The organism is Vallitalea guaymasensis (assembly GCF_018141425.1).
Lineage (GTDB): Bacteria > Bacillota > Clostridia > Lachnospirales > Vallitaleaceae > Vallitalea > Vallitalea guaymasensis.
In genome coordinates, this window is record NZ_CP058561.1 from 525,368 (window position 1) to 544,390 (window position 19,023).

The following is a 19,023-nucleotide window of genomic DNA, read 5'->3' on the forward strand; positions in this document are numbered from 1 at the left end:
ATAAGGAGGAAATTATAATGAGTTTACAATGGTTCAGAGTTCCAAAAGATATCGTATTCGGTGAAGGTGCATTAGAGTACTTATCAACTTTAGAAGGTAAAAAAGCTACACTTGTTACAGGTGGTAGTTCAATGAAAAGATTCGGTTTCTTAGATGAAGCTAAAAAGCAATTAGAAAAAGCTGGTATGGAAGTATCTATAGTTGATGGTGTTGAGCCTAATCCATCTATTGATACAGTAGTTAGAGGTGGAAAAGAAATGGCTGAATTCAAACCAGATTGGATTATTGCAATCGGTGGTGGTTCTGCTCTTGACGCTGCTAAGATCATGTGGGTTTACTATGAGTATCCAGAAACAAAATTTGAAGATTTAGTTGCAGGTAAATTCCCAAGACTTAGAACACAAGCTAAATTTATAGCTATTCCTTCAACAAGTGGTACTGCTTCAGAAATTACTGCATTCTCAGTAATCACTGATACAGAAAATCATATTAAATATCCATTAGTATCTTATGAAATAACACCTGATATTGCATTATTAGATGCAGCACTTCCTGCAAAAATGCCTGCTCATATTACAGCTAACACAGGTATGGACGTTATGACACATGCAATTGAAGCTTATGTTTCAACAGCTGCAACTAGTTATACAGATCCACTTGCTATGGAAGCAATCAAATTAGTATACAAACAAATTCCAGTAGCTTATGCTGAAGGCAGTAACATGAAAGCAAGAGAAGATATGCATAATGCTTCTACTCTAGCTGGTATGGCATTTACAAACGCTTCACTTGGACTTGTTCATAGTTTAGCTCACAAAATCGGTGGAGAACTTGGTATTACTCATGGTTTAGCTAACGCTATCTTATTACCATACATCGTAGAATACAACATGAAAGCTACAGACAAATTTGCTGAGATTGAAAAACAACTTGAAATTGATGATTTAGTAGCTGAATTAAAAGAATTAAACAAAAAAGTTGGTATCCCAACTACTCTAAAAGAAGTTACAGAAGTTGAAATGACAGAAGAAAAATTCAATGAAGTTTTAGATAGAATGAGTAAAAACGCTTTTGCTGACCCATGTACCCTTACTAACCCAAGACAATCTAGTGCAGAAGATGTAAAAGAAATATATAAAGTAGCATTTTATGGTACAACTGCTAAAAATATTTAATCAATTTATTAACTAGCTTACAACCTTATATTATATAATGTAAAATCCCTCTTTGAAATCGAAAATCGAGAGGGATTTTCTATATGCTCATCCTGCCTCATTACTCCACATATACATATACCAGTTTGCCTTAGGAATCTTTGATTTAAATAACAAAAAGCTGTTTCTTAGATTATGCTAAACATAGGCTATTTATAAAAAACTTAATATTATACTAAAAATGATATTGACAATCATTATCATTTTTAGTATAATATAAGAAAATAAGTTAAAAAGGTGATTATTATGAGTATAGTATTAATTGGCGGTCATGACCGTATGCATAGAGAATATAAAACAGTCTGTAAGAACGCTGGACACAAGTTAAAAGTATTTACCCAAATGTCAGGTGGATTAAGTAAGAGTATTGGAACTCCAGATGCTTTACTTATATTTACTAGCACAGTTTCACATAAAATGGTTAAAATTGCTAATAAGGAAGCTAAAAAGAAAAATATTCCAATTCTAAGATGTCATTCCAGTAGTATTGATGCCCTACATAATTCTATAAAAAACTTAGAATCAGTTATTTAATTGATTCTAATAATAAAAAGGCTATATAACAGCCTTTTTATTATTGCTTAAATATCTATCACATTTTTTATTAAAATACTTCTTTAGATAATATAGACTAACGAAAAATGTTCCAACTTCTGCAAAAGTATTTGAAAGGAATATGCCACTATCCCCTATTATTCTAGGTAGAAGTATTAATCCTATGATAACTAGAACTAAACTTCTTGATAATGATATAGCTGCTGACATCAACGGTTGTTCTACAGCGGTGAAAAATGCTGATGATGTTATGTTTATTCCAATGAACAGGTAACAGGTTAGATATAATCTTGTCATCCAAACTCCCATTTCAATAAGTTCTCTGTTCCCTTTAGCAAAAATATTTACTAGTGGTTCACTAAATATAAACACCACTATCATTGATACCAATGCAATTACTTGGGTAGTAATTAAACAGAATTTTAATCCTTGTTTAGCTCTGTCTACCTGTCCTGCTCCAAGATTATAGCTTACTATAGGCTGTAATGATTGACTTATTCCAAAAAGCACCATAATGACTAAGGTATTTATATATAACACAATACTTATAGCTGATACTCCCAATGATCCCATCTTGTTCATTATAACTATATTGAATATCAATAATACTATAGATGACGATATTTCAGTAAGGAATTCAGAACTGCCATTGTATAACATTTTACCTAGTAATTTTATATTACAGATTGGTCTAGTGAATCTTAGTTTTGATTTTTTGCTTAGAAAATAGGTTAGCATTGTTAAACCGCTTAATCCTGAACCAATACAAGTAGCTACAGCTGCACCAGTTAGTCCCATGTTCAATTTAATTATCAATATATAGTCAAGAACGATATTAACTATTGTTCCTATAACAGACACAATCATACAAAAGGATGGTCTACCATCTATACGTATAAAATTCTCCATGATAGGCGCAAGTTGAAATAGTAGATTACAGCTTAACATAATAACAAGATATTCTTTAACCAAATGAATCAATGTCTCATCTGCACCCAAAAGTTCAACTAGAGTATTCAGAAAGATTAGTGATAATAATGATGTAACCAAAATGAATACTAATGCAATTATTACTGTAAAAGAAAACCTTCTACTTGCTTCTTTTGTTTCATTCTCTCCTAGCTTTATAGCTGTTAGCACTCCACCACCTATACATATCATAATAACAACACTATTAAGTGCTTGAATAAAAGGTAATGCAATATTAACTGCCGCTAAGCCATCAGGTCCTACTCCTCTGCTGACAAAGATTCCATCAACTATAATGTATAGTGAGATGACTACCATACTGATAACAGCTGGAATGGAATAATTAATGAACAACTTGCTTATTTTGTCTTTTCCTAGGTCTAATTGCTTCATATAAAGTCCTCCACAATGTTATAATAACTGATTAATAAATCAATTATTAGACATTGTAAAGGTTAGAGTTACTCTAATGTCAAGTCTTTTTTTACAATAGGTATATTAAATTCTGTAAAGAAATATTTATTAGAGCTGGTAATGAACTGTGATGGTCTCAACATTTCATAAACTACATCACCAATGATATAACCTTTTGATTTAATATCATTTAATGTATTTATTAAGCTGTCATATATATTTTGTTCATTTCCCTTATAATAATATATTATATAATCTCCCTCAGATAATATGGACAAATCGCCTATCATATCCACTTTTTCATCATACTCTATATAAAAGTTAGTAAAATCATCTGTTATTTTTTCTAATTGTTCTATGGAATGCTTTATCATTATATTACTTTCAGCTAAGACATCGTAACCTAATTCAAATAGATCTTCGAATTTATCCTCTTCACTAGCACTTTGTGGAGGATATTTCCCAAAATGAATGTACTTTCTTTCCTGCTCTTTTTGTACATACCATTGATTTTCACGACTTTTTTCATGAAAAGCCACCTTTATCTTATTGCCTATAAGATTACTTAGTTTAGTCATTCTTATTATTTCAGAATCTATATGTTCTTTACTATCAACCAACAACTGAACAAAATCTTCTAGATTATCATCATTAAGACTCTTTTTAATATCTTTGATGGATACATCCATTTCTCTTAACAATTTAATAGTACTTAATACGTAATAATGGTCTATTGAATAATATCTATACCCATTACTGTCATAACTAGGTGTAATCAATCCTATTTTATCGTAATACCTTAGCGTATGTTTCGATATGTTCAATAACTTTGACATCTCTGATAAACTTATTCGTCTGTTCATATACTGCTCCTATATATCTCTTCTGGATCCTTCAAACCCTATATCTTTTCTTTTCACCCATGCCAAAGAACTTATCAAGCATGATTTTATTATCATCTTTATCCTTGATGTATCCTCTAAATGTTCCCATAGGACCTTCATAATCTGAATAAATGATACCATAATTAAATTTCAGCTTAAGCTTAGCCAATGGATAAAATAATATATTTACCATACCATACTCATCTTTTATTTTCCACACTTCTTTATCATCTTTAACCGACCTTTTGAATTTGATTGGTGGCAATACCTGCATATTACCATTCATCCATAAACAATTCTCATTATATTTTTCATGATCTTTTATTTGATTATCTGTTAGGTTAAACCCTATAAGTCCCGTATCTTTGTTATTGATGCATCCTGTAACCCAGTCATATTTTACATTGTTTGGATAATATCCTTTGTGGTCATCAATGATAGTGAAAGCTGTATCCTTATCAAAGATGATTTTCTCTTTTCCAAGATAGAGTATTCCCTCCATATTCATTAATGCTTTATGAGAATATAGCCCTCTATTAGTATCAAAAGGTTGGCAGATAACGATTGGTTCTGTTAAGTGAAAAGCAGTGATTTCCAATTTTATATTTGGCAAATCATTTTTACTTCTTATTTTAACAATTATGTTGATCTTGCCTTCTTCAAGATTGTTATATATTATCATCATAAAATCTTTTGATATATATTTACTTTCACTTTGATACATGCTTGTACTTAATATTTGTTTCCATGGGATACAGTATTTTCTATAATTATAGAGTTTATTATTTCTTTTATCATAGATAGATAATTGATTAAGGGCAGAAGTTTTAGTATTATAGACTGCTCCAAGCATAAAAACATCCTGATTACCTGCTTGAAATGCTTCCCATTCCTTTAATCTTAGATTTTTGAAGTGCTTACCAAATGGAAATCCTAATGGTTTCTTAGCATCTAACATATTCAATTCTTTTACTGGTTTGTTATATGTTCCAAATTGAAATTTTCCATCTTGATCCACTAGACTATTGATTTGATTTTTAACTTCCCTTGTATAACCTTCCATAATAGAACCTCCTAAAGAATATATTATCTTTACGTAATACTCTATTGATGTCATAAATTATAGTAAATACAAGTCAGTCTTTTATATCGATATAATAAAAACTATCATGAAATTCATCAAACTCACAACAAATTACATAATAGTCCTTAACTTTAATTATATTATATAATTATTTTACCTTTTAAACAAGTAAATTTTTGACATCCATCCAAACAATACGTATACTATCTCACTTTCAACTCATATATTAGTTATGAGTATAATTCTATGGAGGATATATGGATAATAAGGATATATACTATAATGAAATGCCTTTCAAGAAAATCAAGGATAAAATGAATCTAAAAAATTACCAAGATAAAATGGTTATGATAAAATCAAAGATGGGGTTTACTCATATGTTTCGTCTAAAAGAATGTAAAAAAGATTATATTACTGGTGTAATGTATACTGGAAAAGAGTTTGAACCTGTTAAAATACCTCTTAAAAATATTGATTGTTTTTATGCTGCCAGGTCAGATTATAATAATATCAAATAATCCATTATTCTATAAAAAAAGAGGCTTTCCTATAAGATATAAAAAGCTTTGCATATAAAATGTGGTCTAGACATATTTTTATATACAAAGCTTTATATTATTGGTTTTTAGCTAGTTCCTTCAATGTGTCCAAAATAATATTATAAGCCTCTTCAACATCCTCTATATCAGAAACTGCATTCTCTATTGGACAAGGACCTGTGCCTGTTCGGTTAATTATTCCTGGAACAACCTTCTTATATTCTACATGAACATTATATTTATCGGCTAATTCCAATGCTTTTTTGCTAATTATTGGTGTAATTACTATCTTAGCTCTACTTTTTATAGCTAAACACATGGCACCTTTACCTATAATCCTATCTATAACCGTAATATCCTTGTATTCATGATTTTCATTAATATAATCTAATAAAGGTTTCACTCCTCTTTCCGTAGAAGTAAAGACCACTTCATCATTATTTTTCACAATACATGTATAATTGCTTTCATTTAATTCATTACTATTAAGCTGTTGCATGTTGATACCCTACTTTCCTCATTATAAGCATCACCGATGGAATAACCACTATCTGTAATGCTATTCCTGGCAACCCAGCTATCGTCATCCCAACTACATTGATAAATGGTGGAAGGGTTATACCAAACAAACTGGTTGCACATATAATCATTAGTCCAACAACTATTCTACCTGCTACCATTGCTAAAATCAATGATAACATCATATTCAATCTGAATTTATTAAATAATAGACCTGCCATCAATCCATATACAGGTAACTCCACAATCATAAAAAATAAAGTTGGAACAGGTGGCATTCCTGTAAAAACATGACTTACTAGTACAGATGTCAATCCAACAAGCAACCCGCTGATAGGTCCACATACGAATCCTGCTAATAAAACAGGTATGTGCATAGGCAAGAAAGCTCTACCAGAAATACTCCCAAAAACATGAAACATCTGAGGTAATATAACCCCTAAAGCTGCAAATAATGCTGTATAAACCAATTGTTTACTCTTCATAATAATTCTCCTTCCAAGTTATATGTAATATTTTAAAATACTCTCTATAAAACAAAAATAAACACCAAAAAAGTATAACAACCTTCTTGGTGTTTATATATATCTTAGTACTTCTTGCACTAATTCTTCAATGAGTTTATTTAATTTTTTACCTTGTACTCCTGCAATAACCATATTGCACTTATTGAAGGGTAAAAGTATTTTTTTCGCTTCACTGGATGAAATTGATAAGGCAATTTCAGTTGTTATTTCACCCATCATAGCATCAGGTACCATGATTGCAAGTGGACCTAAAATAATATCAACTCTTTTACTCATTACTTTTATAGCATTTTCACCAGTAGCACCGGAGTTCGCTCCAGCTTTTATCATACCAGTGGTTGCAGTTGAATTCGTTCCAAGTGCAATTAATTCATGAGTTTCATCAATATTATTTTTCAGCTTGTCAATAATAATTTTCCCAATGCCGCCGCCCTGTCCATCAACTACAGCTATCTTCAATTAACCACCTCTTCTCCTATGAAGACTCTTAACAAATTCTTTATAGGTAATTTCTTTTTACCCGAGCCATAACCAATCTTTCTAATGGTCATTTTAGGCATTGAAATGAAATCTTCTGCTATGGTTTTAATGATAGCAGCACCAGTTGGTGTTACTAATTCAGTTTTGATATTAGTTTGATACACCGGTACATCTCTCAATACTTCCATGGTAGCTGGAGCAGGTATTGGTATAATGCCATTTGCACATTCTATGAATCCAGTACCTAAATGAATAGGAGATGCATATATTTTATCAATATCAAGTAAATCAATACAAATTGAAGCTCCAATGATATCTACCATAGAGTCCAATGCACCTATTTCATGGAAGAAAATATCTTCTATAGGCTGCCCATGAACCTTTGCTTCACACTCAGCAACTAAGATAAATATTGATTTACTGATTTCTTTCGCTCTTACACTAATTGAACTATCATTTATAATATTAATAATATCATTTAAATTCCTTTTTGGATAGACTAAATTTTCATCAATATGTACATAAACATCTGTAGCACTAATTCCATCTTTTCTTTTTTTATTAATATCAAGGCAAAATCCCTCAACTCCAAGCTTATCCAATTCTCCTATTAGAATATCTTTATCAACACCCAAATCAACAAGTGCCCCTAAGGTCATATCACCGCTAAGACCACCTAAACAATCAAAATAAAGTATTTTGTTCATGTCTATCACCTCCGCTGTCCAAATTTGTACCAAACGTTTGGAACAACTATACTTTATCATATGATACTAATTTAGTCAACCTTTTCTAGCATAAATTTAACCATTTTACTATAATACATTATAAGTAAAATGGTTAAATAATATTACTAGGAATTATTTTTTGTATATTTTATTTTAGATACCCTTTTTCCTTAGCCCACTTTTCTTTTGAATCCAATATATCTTGGTATTCCTGTGGTGTTTCTCCATATATCTTTTTCAGATAGTATTCTGCCCTTTTAAGATCATTATATGTGACTAAGGGATAATCATCTCTCTTATACTTACCCTCTTCTGTAATACAATAATATAAATCTCCATTATTCTTAATCCAACCATCTTTCGTATTCAATATACTATGTAAGAATTTCTCTGCCAACTCAAACATTTCTTTGTCACCATATAATAAGTGATATCTATACAATACTGTCATTTCTGAAAGCATGTGGTTCAATGAGCAATGAGGCATCTTAACGTTACCATTATAATCCATATAGTCAGCTACAAAAATATTTCCATCAACATAAAAACTATTATCCTCAACAAAATCAATATAAAACTTAAAGTAATTATCTAATACTCTCTTGATTTTTTCATCAGGATATACTTCCTGCATATGTAAAAAACTACTTACAGTATCTGTATTGAATCTTGTATCATAAAAGTTCTCGTTTATACCATATTCTTCATATATCCAATTTGACCTTGGTTCAGTAGGAATGTAATTCTTATCATTGTATAACTTTGCATAACTATACATTAGACTTATTCCATAAGTTGTAAAGATACTCCCTTGATCCAATACCCAATAGCAAGCTCTCATATGTGTTGCACAAGGTGCTCTAAAAAAATCATTTTCTGCAGAAGGTCTATAAGTACTAGGATTATCATAATATACACCATCAGCCCATACATATTTTATATTAGCCAGATCCAATGCAATCAATGTGTCAATATTAAATTTGACCTTCTTATCAATAATTAGATTCTTTAATGATAGAACTCCTTCTACTTTTGTTGAATAACCTTTTTTAACAGGTAATTCATATCTATAGGTTGTTTCATTATCAATAACCATATTGATATTCTGTTCTATTTCACTTACAGTCTTTACACTTCTTTCTAGCTTTTTCTCATGAAATACTCTTCCAAGTTTAATATGATTATTCTCCCCATCAATAAAATTAATTATATTCGGAAGAATTGTACTTGAAATTATATCTTTATCATTAAACTTTAAAGTCTTATCTTCATAATATCCTTCAAAAATATTATAACTATCTGCCTTACCTGCTTTTACACTAAAAGATAATGCTTTACTTGAACTACCGTTAGGAATATACTCTACATAATATATCATCCCACTATCAAACACTTCATGAAAAGTCAATAATACCTTACCATAATCACTGGATAAATCTATTTCATATTCATACTCATTCATATACTTATGCTCTATACACTTTTCACTAGAAACAGTAGGTTTTATGTTATCTCCACTACCATTATCAAAAATAAGAACATAATCAATATTATCATCATTATCTAAATCCAATTCCAATTTTAGAGATGTTTCACTTAACTCCTTTTTAACTGTATTAGTTAAAATCTTGCCAATATCTTCATTAACACTTTCATTATTTGGTAACTTATCATTTGATTCATTACCCTCTTCAATACTATTACTAACAGCACTAGTATCATTACCAAAACCATGAATAACCAATACTACTGCCCCAGCAATTATACCCATAATTAATATAACTCCAATAATCTTACTAAAAACATTTCTTATCATTTGTAACTCTCCCTCTTATTATATAATGTTATTAACATATTAGTCATTATAATTATACATATATATTAGAAAAGTTACAATACTATCAAACTATATAACACTTATTTATAACTAAGAAGTAAAATAGTATATGTATGTGTGAAGTAGTGAGGCAGGACGCCGAATCCAGCTTTTTGCTCAGGACGAGCAAGTAGCTGGCGTAACATATACATATACTATTTTACAAAAACCAAGTCAGAACAAAACATTTTTCTGACTTACTTGAATTATCATCTATCATATTCAATTTTATACTTCATAAAATCAGCTTTCTTGTAATAATAAACAAACACCACACTAATTAATATTTCAGGCAACAAAAATCCTATCGCTATACCATCAACCCCAATCAAGTAAATCATGCTTATACTTGATAAAGGAATCAATATTATAGTTCTGATAAATGCAATAGCTAACGACTCTATGGGTCTATTGATTGCAGTAAAAAACAATATTATCTGAACTCCAACACAAGAAGATATATACGCTATACCCACACCCAGGTATATTCTAAAAGCGATAAACACCAAATCTTTATTATCCAAAAGATAAGGTAACAATATAAATGAAACAGGAATCAAGATAATATATAAAATAACAGCATATACAACACTTCTCTTAAGTGAATAAACAAATATATTCTTCAATTTATTAAAATATCCTTTTCCCAAAAACCTGGACAAAATAGGCTGTAATCCTACTTGTGAACCCACATATATCTTAGTAATCAGTGCAGTAAAGATAGTTGCTGAAGCAAAGGCCTCTAAATACTCGTTAGGTAAAAACTTAAGTATCGCCTTATTAACAACATAAATCATAATAGCATCCGTAAAAACCGAAAGAAAATCACTACTCCCATTATATAGAATCCTCTTCAATTCGTGAAAATGATATGATGGAAAAATAAATCTGATAAATTTGGATTTCTTTATAAAATAATATATGTTAACTCCAAGATGAAATAATTGGCTTAAAAGTGTTGCTAAGGCTAAACCTTTAACACCCATACTGAAGGCTATTACTAATAATAGATTAAAAGATAAATTGATAATCATAGTAATTATATTCACTTGATAAGTAAATTTTGGAGAACCATCATTCATAATCAATTTATCAAGAACTGTAGATATTATCTGTGGAATAAAACTGATTCCTAGAATTCTAAGATAAATGGTTGCTGCTGTATGATATTTTCCACTTGCACCTAATATACTAGCTATAGAACTTGCATTAATTGACGTAATCATACCAATTATCAGAGAAATAATACTTATAACTATAATAATAAAACTAGCTAAATCATTAGCCTTATTGATATTATCTCTCCCTAAATAAAATCCTATATAAGAACCTAAACCAGCTGAAAACATTACTGACAAAGCTATAATAAAAATTACCAATGGCATGATTAGTGCTAATGAAGCAAGTACAACAGAACTTATAAAAGCCGCAGCTATGATATTATCTGCATTAGAAGCTACAGATAAAATAACCTTCGTTTTAATTACTCTATTAGAATATTCTTTATAATAATCCCTGAACTCTCTTTTATCCATATACTCACCTCTATCTCTTTAAGAATCAACCACTAATGTCATTCAATCATCTCATTTAGTATTTGTAGATTTTCTTAAATTGATTCTGTAAGTTAAGAAGCAAAATAAAAGGTACAAATCATAAAATTTGTTTTTTATGACTTGTACCTTTTACAACTTTTCATTAGCTCTGTATATGAGAATATCATGTTTTTATATCTTCCTATCTTTATCTAAAGTAAGGATTGATTTCTCTATCCCATTTTATTTTTTGTATTTTTAAAATGAAAATCACATACATCATCACCATACCCAAGTGTGTACTCTCTAGAAAATTTAAGTTTCTCCATTTTACCAAACATCAACCAATCACCGTCGCAAAACATCTTACATAGATTTGGGCATTTATAATAATCGCATAAGTCTTTATAGAGACATTTTGTGATATTAAAGTTTAATCCTTTATTATCATTTTGTATACTATTTGTAACCCAAGTATCCGCCTTCAATCCAGATACAAATGCTTTTTTGAAGAGTATACATCCAATTGTTGACTTTCCAACTTTTTTCATGAAGTTACTCATTTTGGTTGTTTTAGAGTAATAATACTCTTTAGCATATTCAAGTGCTTTGTCGTCATCCAGATATTTGCGAATGGATAAATAGAATGCTATTCTATCAAGTATACGTGTTTTGGCAGTTTTATACTGTTTAGATGTGCGCTTTGATTCTTGCTCAGTTATCATTTGCTCCAGTATTCCATTATAATTTGTTAATATATCGTCTGTTTGTATCTCAGTAAAGTATTTATGTAAAAAATCTTTCATTTCAACGATCCCCTTTTTTAGAATTATTCTTGTTATTAGCTATGTATAATTTAATTATACAGCAAACATTGATTATTATACTCGTCAATTCTGACAAAATATTATTCCAAAAAGGTTGTTTAACAACTATAATCAGTAAAAATTTAAGCTTCACATGGGTTATAATTCTTATAACTTTTCATTAGATATGTATATGATAACATCGTCCTTTTTTATTTTTCTATCTTTATCTGGATTTAGAGATACTTTTTCGTTAGCTATACCAACTACAATAGTATTATAATCATTAATATACTTCATAGACAATTCTTTGAAGGATATTCCTATATCATCTTTCTTAACTTTACATTCATACAATTCATTACCGTAAGAGTTGGTCAATAATTCTTTTAATACAGAACTTACATTCTTATAGACTGCACTCCTGACCATAACTCTGCTGCTCATTTGGTTACTGACAATAATATCATTTACGTTGGCTCTTTCAAAATGAGGTATATTCTCTTCATTGAGGACTTCTGCTATGAGATGAATATTTGTATTGAATTTATCAACAGCTAGACATACAAGAACTGATTTGGCATCTGCCATTCCATCATTATTTTTCAAATTTTCATCTGCTACAACCATGACAATATCTGCACAAGAGATATTAGCTCTTATAAGTGTTTCATCTATAGTAGGATCTCCATGAACAAAATAAGTGTTTTTGTATGGAAGATTCAATCTTTCAATATCAGAAACTATAACTATTTTACGTTCTTCACTATCTTCTACTAATTCCTTTAACATAGTTTCACTTTTTTTATTCCAACCAATGAGTACGATATGATTTTCAAACTTGATGTCCATAAGTCCCATACCTTCTTTCATTTTATTATCTATAAAAATCGATGCAATAGCTGCTGTTAAAAAACCAAATGTACTAATGCCTATTAACATTAAAGCTATGCCGAATAAACGCCCTGGAATAGTTATAGGGAAGTAATCACCATATCCAACAGTTGTGGTTGTAACAAATCCCCACCATAAAGAATCACCATAACTTAAATCAGCATTAGCCTTACTTTCAAAAACATAAAATGCTGTTGAACAAACAAATAATGCCACTAAAAAAATTCCTATCAATTTATATATCTTGCTTTTTTCCATTGATATATGAAGAACCTTAATTGCATTTATTAATACTGATATCATTTCATCGTCTCCTATATCTTATTAATAACTGTCCCATGCTTTTTGATAATATCCAAATAAAACAGGATTGGTAAGGCTGTTTACCTCTACTTTATCTTTAGATTTTTTCTCATCATCAGCAAAAACAAATAGAGCTTTTACCATATCATCATTCAGATACTTAGTTGGGACTGATAGATTAATATCATCTTTATCAAATTCCTGATTTGAGGCTAAAGTAAATCCCCAATCTCCAAATGAAGGAACATACAAATGATATCCAGTAGTATACAATCCTTCTGACTCAACAGTTTTGCGAATGCACCAGTAAGCTTGTTCAGCATAATAAGGACTTGTTGATTGAATAGCAATCATACCGCCATCGTCTAATCTACTATTTATCAGTCTGTAAAATAGATTAGTATATAATTTATTTAAAGCTTCATTGTTAGGATCAGGGAGATCCACAATGACAACATCATATTTATTGTTTGTTGTTTCAAGAAACTTGTAAGCATCCTGATTAATGACATTTACCTTATCATTATCCAATGATTTATTACTCAATGATTTTACTAGGGGATTGGTCTTACAGAAATCTACTACTTCTTTATCTAAATCTACTAGAGTAATTCTTTCAACATCATCATATTTTAGAATCTCCCTAGCAGCCAATCCATCACCACCACCAAGTATCAATATCTCTTTACGTTCTTTTGCAAGGCTCATTGCAGGATGAATTAAAGATTCATGGTATCTATATTCATCCTGTGAACTGAATTGCACATTTCCATTAAGAAACAAACGAAGGTCATCTCGATGTTTTGTCACAACTATCCTCTGATGCTTGGTCTGCTTCCTATATATTATTTGATCTCTATAAAAACTATCTTCAATTTTATCTGCAGTGGAATCAGCTGTTATAAAACCTACAATAATTATTAGAGCAAAAAATGCAGCTACAATTTTAAGTATATCAATTCTCTTAATATGCTCACTATACTTATATATGATAATATTAGCTACTACAATATTGATAAAACCTACTAGAAAAGCAGTTTTTATATACCCTAGATGTGGTAAAAGAATCAAGGGAAATGCAACTGAACCTATTAGTGCACCAATATAATCAAAACTAAGTACATTAGCAAGTGTCATTCTAAGATTATTTTCTTTTTCTTCAATGATGCGTGTAAGTATAGGTATCTCTAATCCTACTAAAATACCAATTGTAATTATTGTCATATACATAACAGGCAGATATACTTTGGTATATCCGTATGCAGCAAATAACGCCACTGCCGATATACCTCCAACTAGACCTATTGTTAATTCAATAACCACAAAAACATCAAACAAATTACGTTTGAACTTCTTAGTTATATATGAACCTATACCCATAGCACTCATATATAATCCTATAGTAATAGAATACTGCTTAACACTATCCCCCAATAAATATGAACTGATTGCACCAATAATCAGTTCATATATTATTCCACATATAGCTATAATAAAAACAGCAAACATTAGAGGGGCAGCATTAATTTTTTCATTACTCATATCTTTTTTAATGCTATTTTCCTTTGCCATGTTAACCTCCATAACTTTTCACAAAGCTATCTAACCTTATATTATTGCAGCACTAACAACTATTGCCACTCCAATAAATATTCCTGCTACAGCTAAACCTGCAGCAACATTGTGATCGTCAATCTCTTTATTCAAATCAAATGGTGTTATCATATCAAACACCTTATATCCTATTGCGCAGAAAAACATACCTATTGCAAAATATATAATACTAGAAATGATAGGATTCATTTTTCATACCTCCTTTAATTATTAGTTAAAATTTCTATTGTCCTATATGTATTCGAGAATTTATGCTATAGCAGCTTTTATGATTATTGCAACTGCAATAAAAATCCCAGCTATTACTGCTCCCACAGCAGGATTTTTCTCCTTAATCTCTTCAGCGAAATTATAAGGTGTTATCATATCAAACACTTTATATCCTACAAACATTAAAACTAACGCTAGAATAGCATAAATTATAGTTGCTACAAATTCATTATTTAAGAAATCCATTATTGTCTCTCCTTCCTTCGCATGTTTAATTTATTTACCGAAACTTGTTCCTCCACCTAATCTTGATTTGGAACCTACACTTCCTGAACGGACAGATTTTGTTCTTGATGTACTACTAGTTGAGCTGCTTGTTGAAGAGCTTTTACTAGTTGAACTACTTTTGCTTGTTGAACTACTTTTTGATGATGTACTACCATTTGTTGCCTTACTGGATGAATTTGTTTTTGAATTTTCTGTTCTAATCTTACTAGATGAATTCTTATCTGTCTTGATCTTAGTTGAATTAGCATCAGTTTTATCATTGGTTGTTTGACTTTTAGTTGATGTAGTATTCACATTCTTAACTGGTTTACTATATCCATTTCCATAACGATGATTATCCTTAGTATAATATCTGCTAGAAGTATATGATGTATCGTAGAATAATATAATATTATTCCTATATGGTCTATACAACCCGTGATATCCATTATTATGTATGTACTTTCTTGATGATATCTGTGTATATGTCTTTCCATCTTCACTTTGATAGATTAAAATATAGTAATCATCATATGTTAATTGTATAGCTTCTTCATTATCTAAATCAGTATAATCTTCAGGTCTGTCTTCATTAATTAGATACAATGCAGTTTCTTTTACACTCATATCCGATGAATAAACCTTTGCTTTATCTGATTTATCATAATTACTTGTCAAACTAGTGGAATACTCAAAATTAGAATTATTATCTAGCTTTTTGGCTATAGATTTATGGGAACCCAATGAACTGATTGTCCCAATTATCACCACAAACACAATAACACCCAAAAATATCTTTATACCTTTGCTCATGCAATCTCCCTCCTTCCTATACTATTAACAAACCTAACTTTTTGGATAAATAACAACATTATAATCTTCTATTTCTCTACCAATTGCCATTTCTACTTCACCATTCCATATCTCAAGGGAAAGAAGATTTTCTCCGTCTTCATCAGAATACTCATAGTAATCAACTTCTTCACCTTTTACAGCGTTTACTTGACCTTCTACATATTCTACTTTTGCATCGCTGCCTTCTTGCATATAATATGTAACTCCTTTATATTCGTATACTCTTGGAGCCTCCGTGATTATAGCAACAACTTCCCTATATAAGCATATTTCGACTTCATCATCTTCTTCTACACTTAACCAATAGGTTTTTCTAGAATCTTTTAATTTGTACTCGGTCCATCTCCATCCATGATCATTGAACTTTAATATACCTTTTACTTCATAATCAACTTCTTCAATAGAAACAATATCTCCAACCCTCATATTAAAAACTGTGATTTCGTTGCTTTCCTTTTCCATCTTTGCAGTTTTATTGGCTCTTGATATATTTTTAATTCTATCAATAAATCCCATTAATATTCACCTCCTTAATTACATCCAGTTTATATTATCACATATTTTATTATTATAAAAGTTATATTGCAAAACTTGTAATATTTTGCTTGAAATATATCTTTATTGATAAGTTACTATTGAAATTTATATGTTATAATGTATATAATATATAGAGTTAACTCACTTATAATATGTTATGAGTACATTACTTTATATTTAGAACCAACAATACATAAGGAGGTTATTACAATGGATATAAAACAAAGAATTGAAAGTTTCATGCTAGACATGAATTTAGTTTTTGAAGAACTAGACGAAAGCACATGGAAGATAGAAGATGATTTATCTCATATAGATAATATCGTAGTGAAATTAGTAGAACCAATAGTTTTATTTAGAGTAAAAATCATGGAGTTGCCAAAAACGAATAAAGAAGAATTCTATAGAACAGTCTTAGAATTAAATGCTAATGATTTAGTTCACGGAGCTTACGCTATTGAAAATGACAGCTTAGTTATAATAGATACTTTACAGGCAGAAAATCTTGACCAGAATGAATTCCAATCAACAATAGACAGTATTGGTCTAGCTCTAATACAACACTATGATTTATTAGCTAAATTTGCAAATTAATGACTATAACACTATAACCTAAAAATATCAAAGGGAGGTAACTTATAATGGGTATATTTAATCGTATAAGTACAGTATTTAAATCAAATGTTAATGATCTTATTTCAAAAGCTGAAGATCCTGAGAAAATGTTGAATCAATTGATTATTGATATGGGTGAACAGTATAATAAAGCAAAGGGATCTGTTGCGTCAGCTATAGCTGATGAGAAAAAGCTTAAGAAAGCTTTAGATGAAGAAGTTGCAAAGGCTGCTCAATGGGCTAAAAAAGCTGAATTAGCTGTTGCTAATGGTAATGATGCTCTAGCATTACAAGCTCTTAACAGAAAGAAAGAATATGATGACCTTGCTGAACAATATCGTCAACAATGGCAAGCTCAAAAAAATGCAACTGATAATTTGAAAGCAGGACTTAGAGATCTTAGTAATAAAATAGAAGAAGCTAAACGTAAAAAAGGCTTATTAATCGCTAGAACAAAAAGAGCTGAAGCTCAAAAATCTATTCAAAAAACTATGTCAAGCGTTAATGATACAAGTGTATTTGATACTTTTTCTAGAATCAGTGAAAAAGTAGATACAATTGAAAGTGAAGCTGAAGCAGCTACAGAATTAAATAGCTATATGGCTAATGATGATCTAGACAGTCAATTTGCAGAACTTGAAAATTCAGATTCTGAGGTAATGGATGAACTTGCTGCACTAAAAGCTAAACTTGGTAAAGAATAATAATATTAATTAATAAATATGGGGCTGTCAGATAATACCAACTAGTATTATCTGCAGCCCCATTAATATTATTGTTTTCCATAAAATATAGTATTCAATTCATTCTTGATTTTGTCTATTATACATTTGACTTTTTTATCTTGTACATCTTCTTCTTTTAGCTTAAATAAATGTTTATCAATTTCAAAATCATCATTTCTCATTTTGGTATAATATATATTTTCTTTTGGTAAATTAAAATCAACTAACTCACAACATGACTTATTATCCTCTGAAATAAACTCTTGTATGGATTTTATATTATTATCATTGTAACGTTTTCTTCCATTAATATCTCTGCTGAATCCTCTAACCCTATAATCTAGAGTTACCATATCTGAACCAAATTGTTCAATCAAGTAATTGATAACTACTAAAGGTGATATTTCACCACAAGTACTAACTTCAATATCTATTCTTACCACATATATATTGCTATGATAATTGTTTTCTGGATAAGTATGTACAGTAACATGACTCTTATCTAAATGCCCTACCACATGCCCATCATTAGGCATGAGATTTCCTCTGTTGCAGGAATCATCCACTTTAACAACTGGTATCTGCCCTTCTGAAATCAATAGATTGACACTGGCACCTTGTGGGTCATAATCCTGCTTTGCGATATTTAATATATTGGCACCAATCATCTTAGTAACCTTTCTAAGTACTTTTGTTAAATTATCTGCACTAAAATTACAATTGATATAGTCTATATATTGATCTTTCAACTCATTACCATCTATATAATAAATATTATAAAAATTCATATTGAGAGTTTTAGTCAGGTTATTAAAACCATATAATTTATATTTTTTATTCAATCAAATGCCCTCTCTCTAATGTAAAGTAAAT

The 19,023-nt window shown here is 30.0% G+C and carries 22 protein-coding genes; 5 read left to right on the forward strand and 17 right to left on the reverse strand.

Translation table 11 applies throughout. The features are described from left to right. Positions 1 to 17 precede the first annotated feature (17 nt). Both HYG85_RS02320 and HYG85_RS02325 read left to right on the forward strand, forming a co-directional pair. Complete coding sequence (locus HYG85_RS02320; protein WP_212692119.1) at positions 18 to 1,175, forward strand: iron-containing alcohol dehydrogenase; 1,158 nt, start codon at positions 18 to 20, stop codon at positions 1,173 to 1,175. Positions 1,176 to 1,460: 285 nt separating this feature from the next. Further along, a complete protein-coding gene (locus HYG85_RS02325; RefSeq protein ID WP_113671482.1) occupies positions 1,461 to 1,748 on the forward strand; it encodes a DUF2325 domain-containing protein in 288 nt (95 codons plus the stop codon). Between the two features lie 21 nt (positions 1,749 to 1,769). Here HYG85_RS02325 and HYG85_RS02330 read toward each other — a convergent pair whose 3' ends face one another. From HYG85_RS02330 to HYG85_RS02340, 3 genes are all read right to left on the reverse strand, one after another. Further along, entirely contained in the window at positions 1,770 to 3,131 is a 1,362-nt protein-coding gene (locus HYG85_RS02330; protein ID WP_212692120.1) for an MATE family efflux transporter, read from the reverse strand. 68 nt (positions 3,132 to 3,199) lie between these two features. Further along, the gene (locus HYG85_RS02335; RefSeq protein WP_212692121.1) at positions 3,200 to 4,015 is read right to left on the reverse strand and encodes a MerR family transcriptional regulator; all 816 of its coding nucleotides are present in this window, start codon (positions 4,013 to 4,015) and stop codon (positions 3,200 to 3,202) included. Between the two features lie 31 nt (positions 4,016 to 4,046). After that, positions 4,047 to 5,099: a DUF2804 family protein gene (locus HYG85_RS02340; RefSeq protein WP_212692122.1), complete on the reverse strand. Its 1,053-nt coding sequence runs from the start codon at positions 5,097 to 5,099 to the stop codon at positions 4,047 to 4,049. Between the two features lie 278 nt (positions 5,100 to 5,377). Between HYG85_RS02340 and HYG85_RS02345 the strand changes: the two genes are divergently transcribed. Further along, positions 5,378 to 5,638, forward strand: a complete 261-nt coding sequence (locus tag HYG85_RS02345) for a hypothetical protein (RefSeq protein ID WP_212692123.1) — start codon at positions 5,378 to 5,380, stop codon at positions 5,636 to 5,638. A 97-nt stretch (positions 5,639 to 5,735) separates the two neighbouring features. On the opposite strand, the gene HYG85_RS02350 is transcribed toward HYG85_RS02345, so the two are convergent. From HYG85_RS02350 to HYG85_RS02410, 13 genes are all read right to left on the reverse strand, one after another. Continuing rightward, complete coding sequence (locus HYG85_RS02350; protein WP_212692124.1) at positions 5,736 to 6,158, reverse strand: DUF1893 domain-containing protein; 423 nt, start codon at positions 6,156 to 6,158, stop codon at positions 5,736 to 5,738. Further along, positions 6,145 to 6,663 carry an ECF transporter S component gene (locus HYG85_RS02355; protein WP_212692125.1) on the reverse strand — a complete coding sequence of 173 codons (519 nt, stop codon included), beginning with the start codon at positions 6,661 to 6,663 and terminating at the stop codon, positions 6,145 to 6,147. The genes HYG85_RS02350 and HYG85_RS02355 overlap by 14 nt, the downstream gene beginning before the upstream one ends. 93 nt (positions 6,664 to 6,756) lie before the next feature. Then, on the reverse strand, positions 6,757 to 7,164 hold the full coding sequence (locus HYG85_RS02360) for a DUF3842 family protein (protein WP_113671490.1): 408 nt from the start codon (positions 7,162 to 7,164) through the stop codon (positions 6,757 to 6,759). After that, on the reverse strand, positions 7,161 to 7,892 hold the full coding sequence (larC, locus tag HYG85_RS02365) for a nickel pincer cofactor biosynthesis protein LarC (RefSeq protein WP_212692126.1): 732 nt from the start codon (positions 7,890 to 7,892) through the stop codon (positions 7,161 to 7,163). Before larC ends, HYG85_RS02360 begins: the two co-directional genes overlap by 4 nt. 169 nt (positions 7,893 to 8,061) lie before the next feature. Beyond that, on the reverse strand, positions 8,062 to 9,729 hold the full coding sequence (locus tag HYG85_RS02370; RefSeq protein ID WP_212692127.1) for a hypothetical protein: 1,668 nt from the start codon (positions 9,727 to 9,729) through the stop codon (positions 8,062 to 8,064). Between the two features lie 269 nt (positions 9,730 to 9,998). Continuing rightward, positions 9,999 to 11,324 (reverse strand): MATE family efflux transporter, encoded by a 1,326-nt coding sequence (locus HYG85_RS02375; RefSeq protein WP_212692128.1) that lies wholly within the window; start codon positions 11,322 to 11,324, stop codon positions 9,999 to 10,001. A 233-nt stretch (positions 11,325 to 11,557) separates the two neighbouring features. Continuing rightward, positions 11,558 to 12,130 carry an L-2-amino-thiazoline-4-carboxylic acid hydrolase gene (locus tag HYG85_RS02380; RefSeq protein ID WP_212692129.1) on the reverse strand — a complete coding sequence of 191 codons (573 nt, stop codon included), beginning with the start codon at positions 12,128 to 12,130 and terminating at the stop codon, positions 11,558 to 11,560. Between the two features lie 168 nt (positions 12,131 to 12,298). Further along, entirely contained in the window at positions 12,299 to 13,327 is a 1,029-nt protein-coding gene (locus HYG85_RS02385) for a potassium channel family protein (protein WP_113671494.1), read from the reverse strand. Between the two features lie 21 nt (positions 13,328 to 13,348). Continuing rightward, on the reverse strand, positions 13,349 to 14,899 hold the full coding sequence (locus tag HYG85_RS02390; protein WP_212692130.1) for a polyamine aminopropyltransferase: 1,551 nt from the start codon (positions 14,897 to 14,899) through the stop codon (positions 13,349 to 13,351). Between the two features lie 36 nt (positions 14,900 to 14,935). Next, complete coding sequence (locus HYG85_RS02395) at positions 14,936 to 15,130, reverse strand: DUF350 domain-containing protein (RefSeq protein ID WP_113671496.1); 195 nt, start codon at positions 15,128 to 15,130, stop codon at positions 14,936 to 14,938. A 60-nt stretch (positions 15,131 to 15,190) separates the two neighbouring features. Next, complete coding sequence (locus HYG85_RS02400; RefSeq protein ID WP_113671497.1) at positions 15,191 to 15,397, reverse strand: DUF350 domain-containing protein; 207 nt, start codon at positions 15,395 to 15,397, stop codon at positions 15,191 to 15,193. 30 nt (positions 15,398 to 15,427) lie between these two features. Beyond that, on the reverse strand, positions 15,428 to 16,231 hold the full coding sequence (locus HYG85_RS02405) for a hypothetical protein (RefSeq protein WP_212692131.1): 804 nt from the start codon (positions 16,229 to 16,231) through the stop codon (positions 15,428 to 15,430). A 33-nt stretch (positions 16,232 to 16,264) separates the two neighbouring features. After that, positions 16,265 to 16,789: a DUF4178 domain-containing protein gene (locus HYG85_RS02410; protein ID WP_113671499.1), complete on the reverse strand. Its 525-nt coding sequence runs from the start codon at positions 16,787 to 16,789 to the stop codon at positions 16,265 to 16,267. Positions 16,790 to 17,020: 231 nt separating this feature from the next. On the opposite strand from HYG85_RS02410, the gene HYG85_RS02415 reads away from it, so the two are divergent. Both HYG85_RS02415 and HYG85_RS02420 read left to right on the forward strand, forming a co-directional pair. Continuing rightward, positions 17,021 to 17,404, forward strand: a complete 384-nt coding sequence (locus HYG85_RS02415) for a type III secretion system chaperone family protein (protein WP_113671500.1) — start codon at positions 17,021 to 17,023, stop codon at positions 17,402 to 17,404. A 47-nt stretch (positions 17,405 to 17,451) separates the two neighbouring features. After that, complete coding sequence (locus HYG85_RS02420; protein ID WP_212692132.1) at positions 17,452 to 18,129, forward strand: PspA/IM30 family protein; 678 nt, start codon at positions 17,452 to 17,454, stop codon at positions 18,127 to 18,129. Between the two features lie 68 nt (positions 18,130 to 18,197). On the opposite strand, the gene speD is transcribed toward HYG85_RS02420, so the two are convergent. After that, positions 18,198 to 18,992, reverse strand: coding sequence for an adenosylmethionine decarboxylase (speD, locus tag HYG85_RS02425; RefSeq protein WP_244971264.1), 795 nt, complete (start codon positions 18,990 to 18,992; stop codon positions 18,198 to 18,200). Between the last annotated feature and the right edge of the window lie 31 nt (positions 18,993 to 19,023).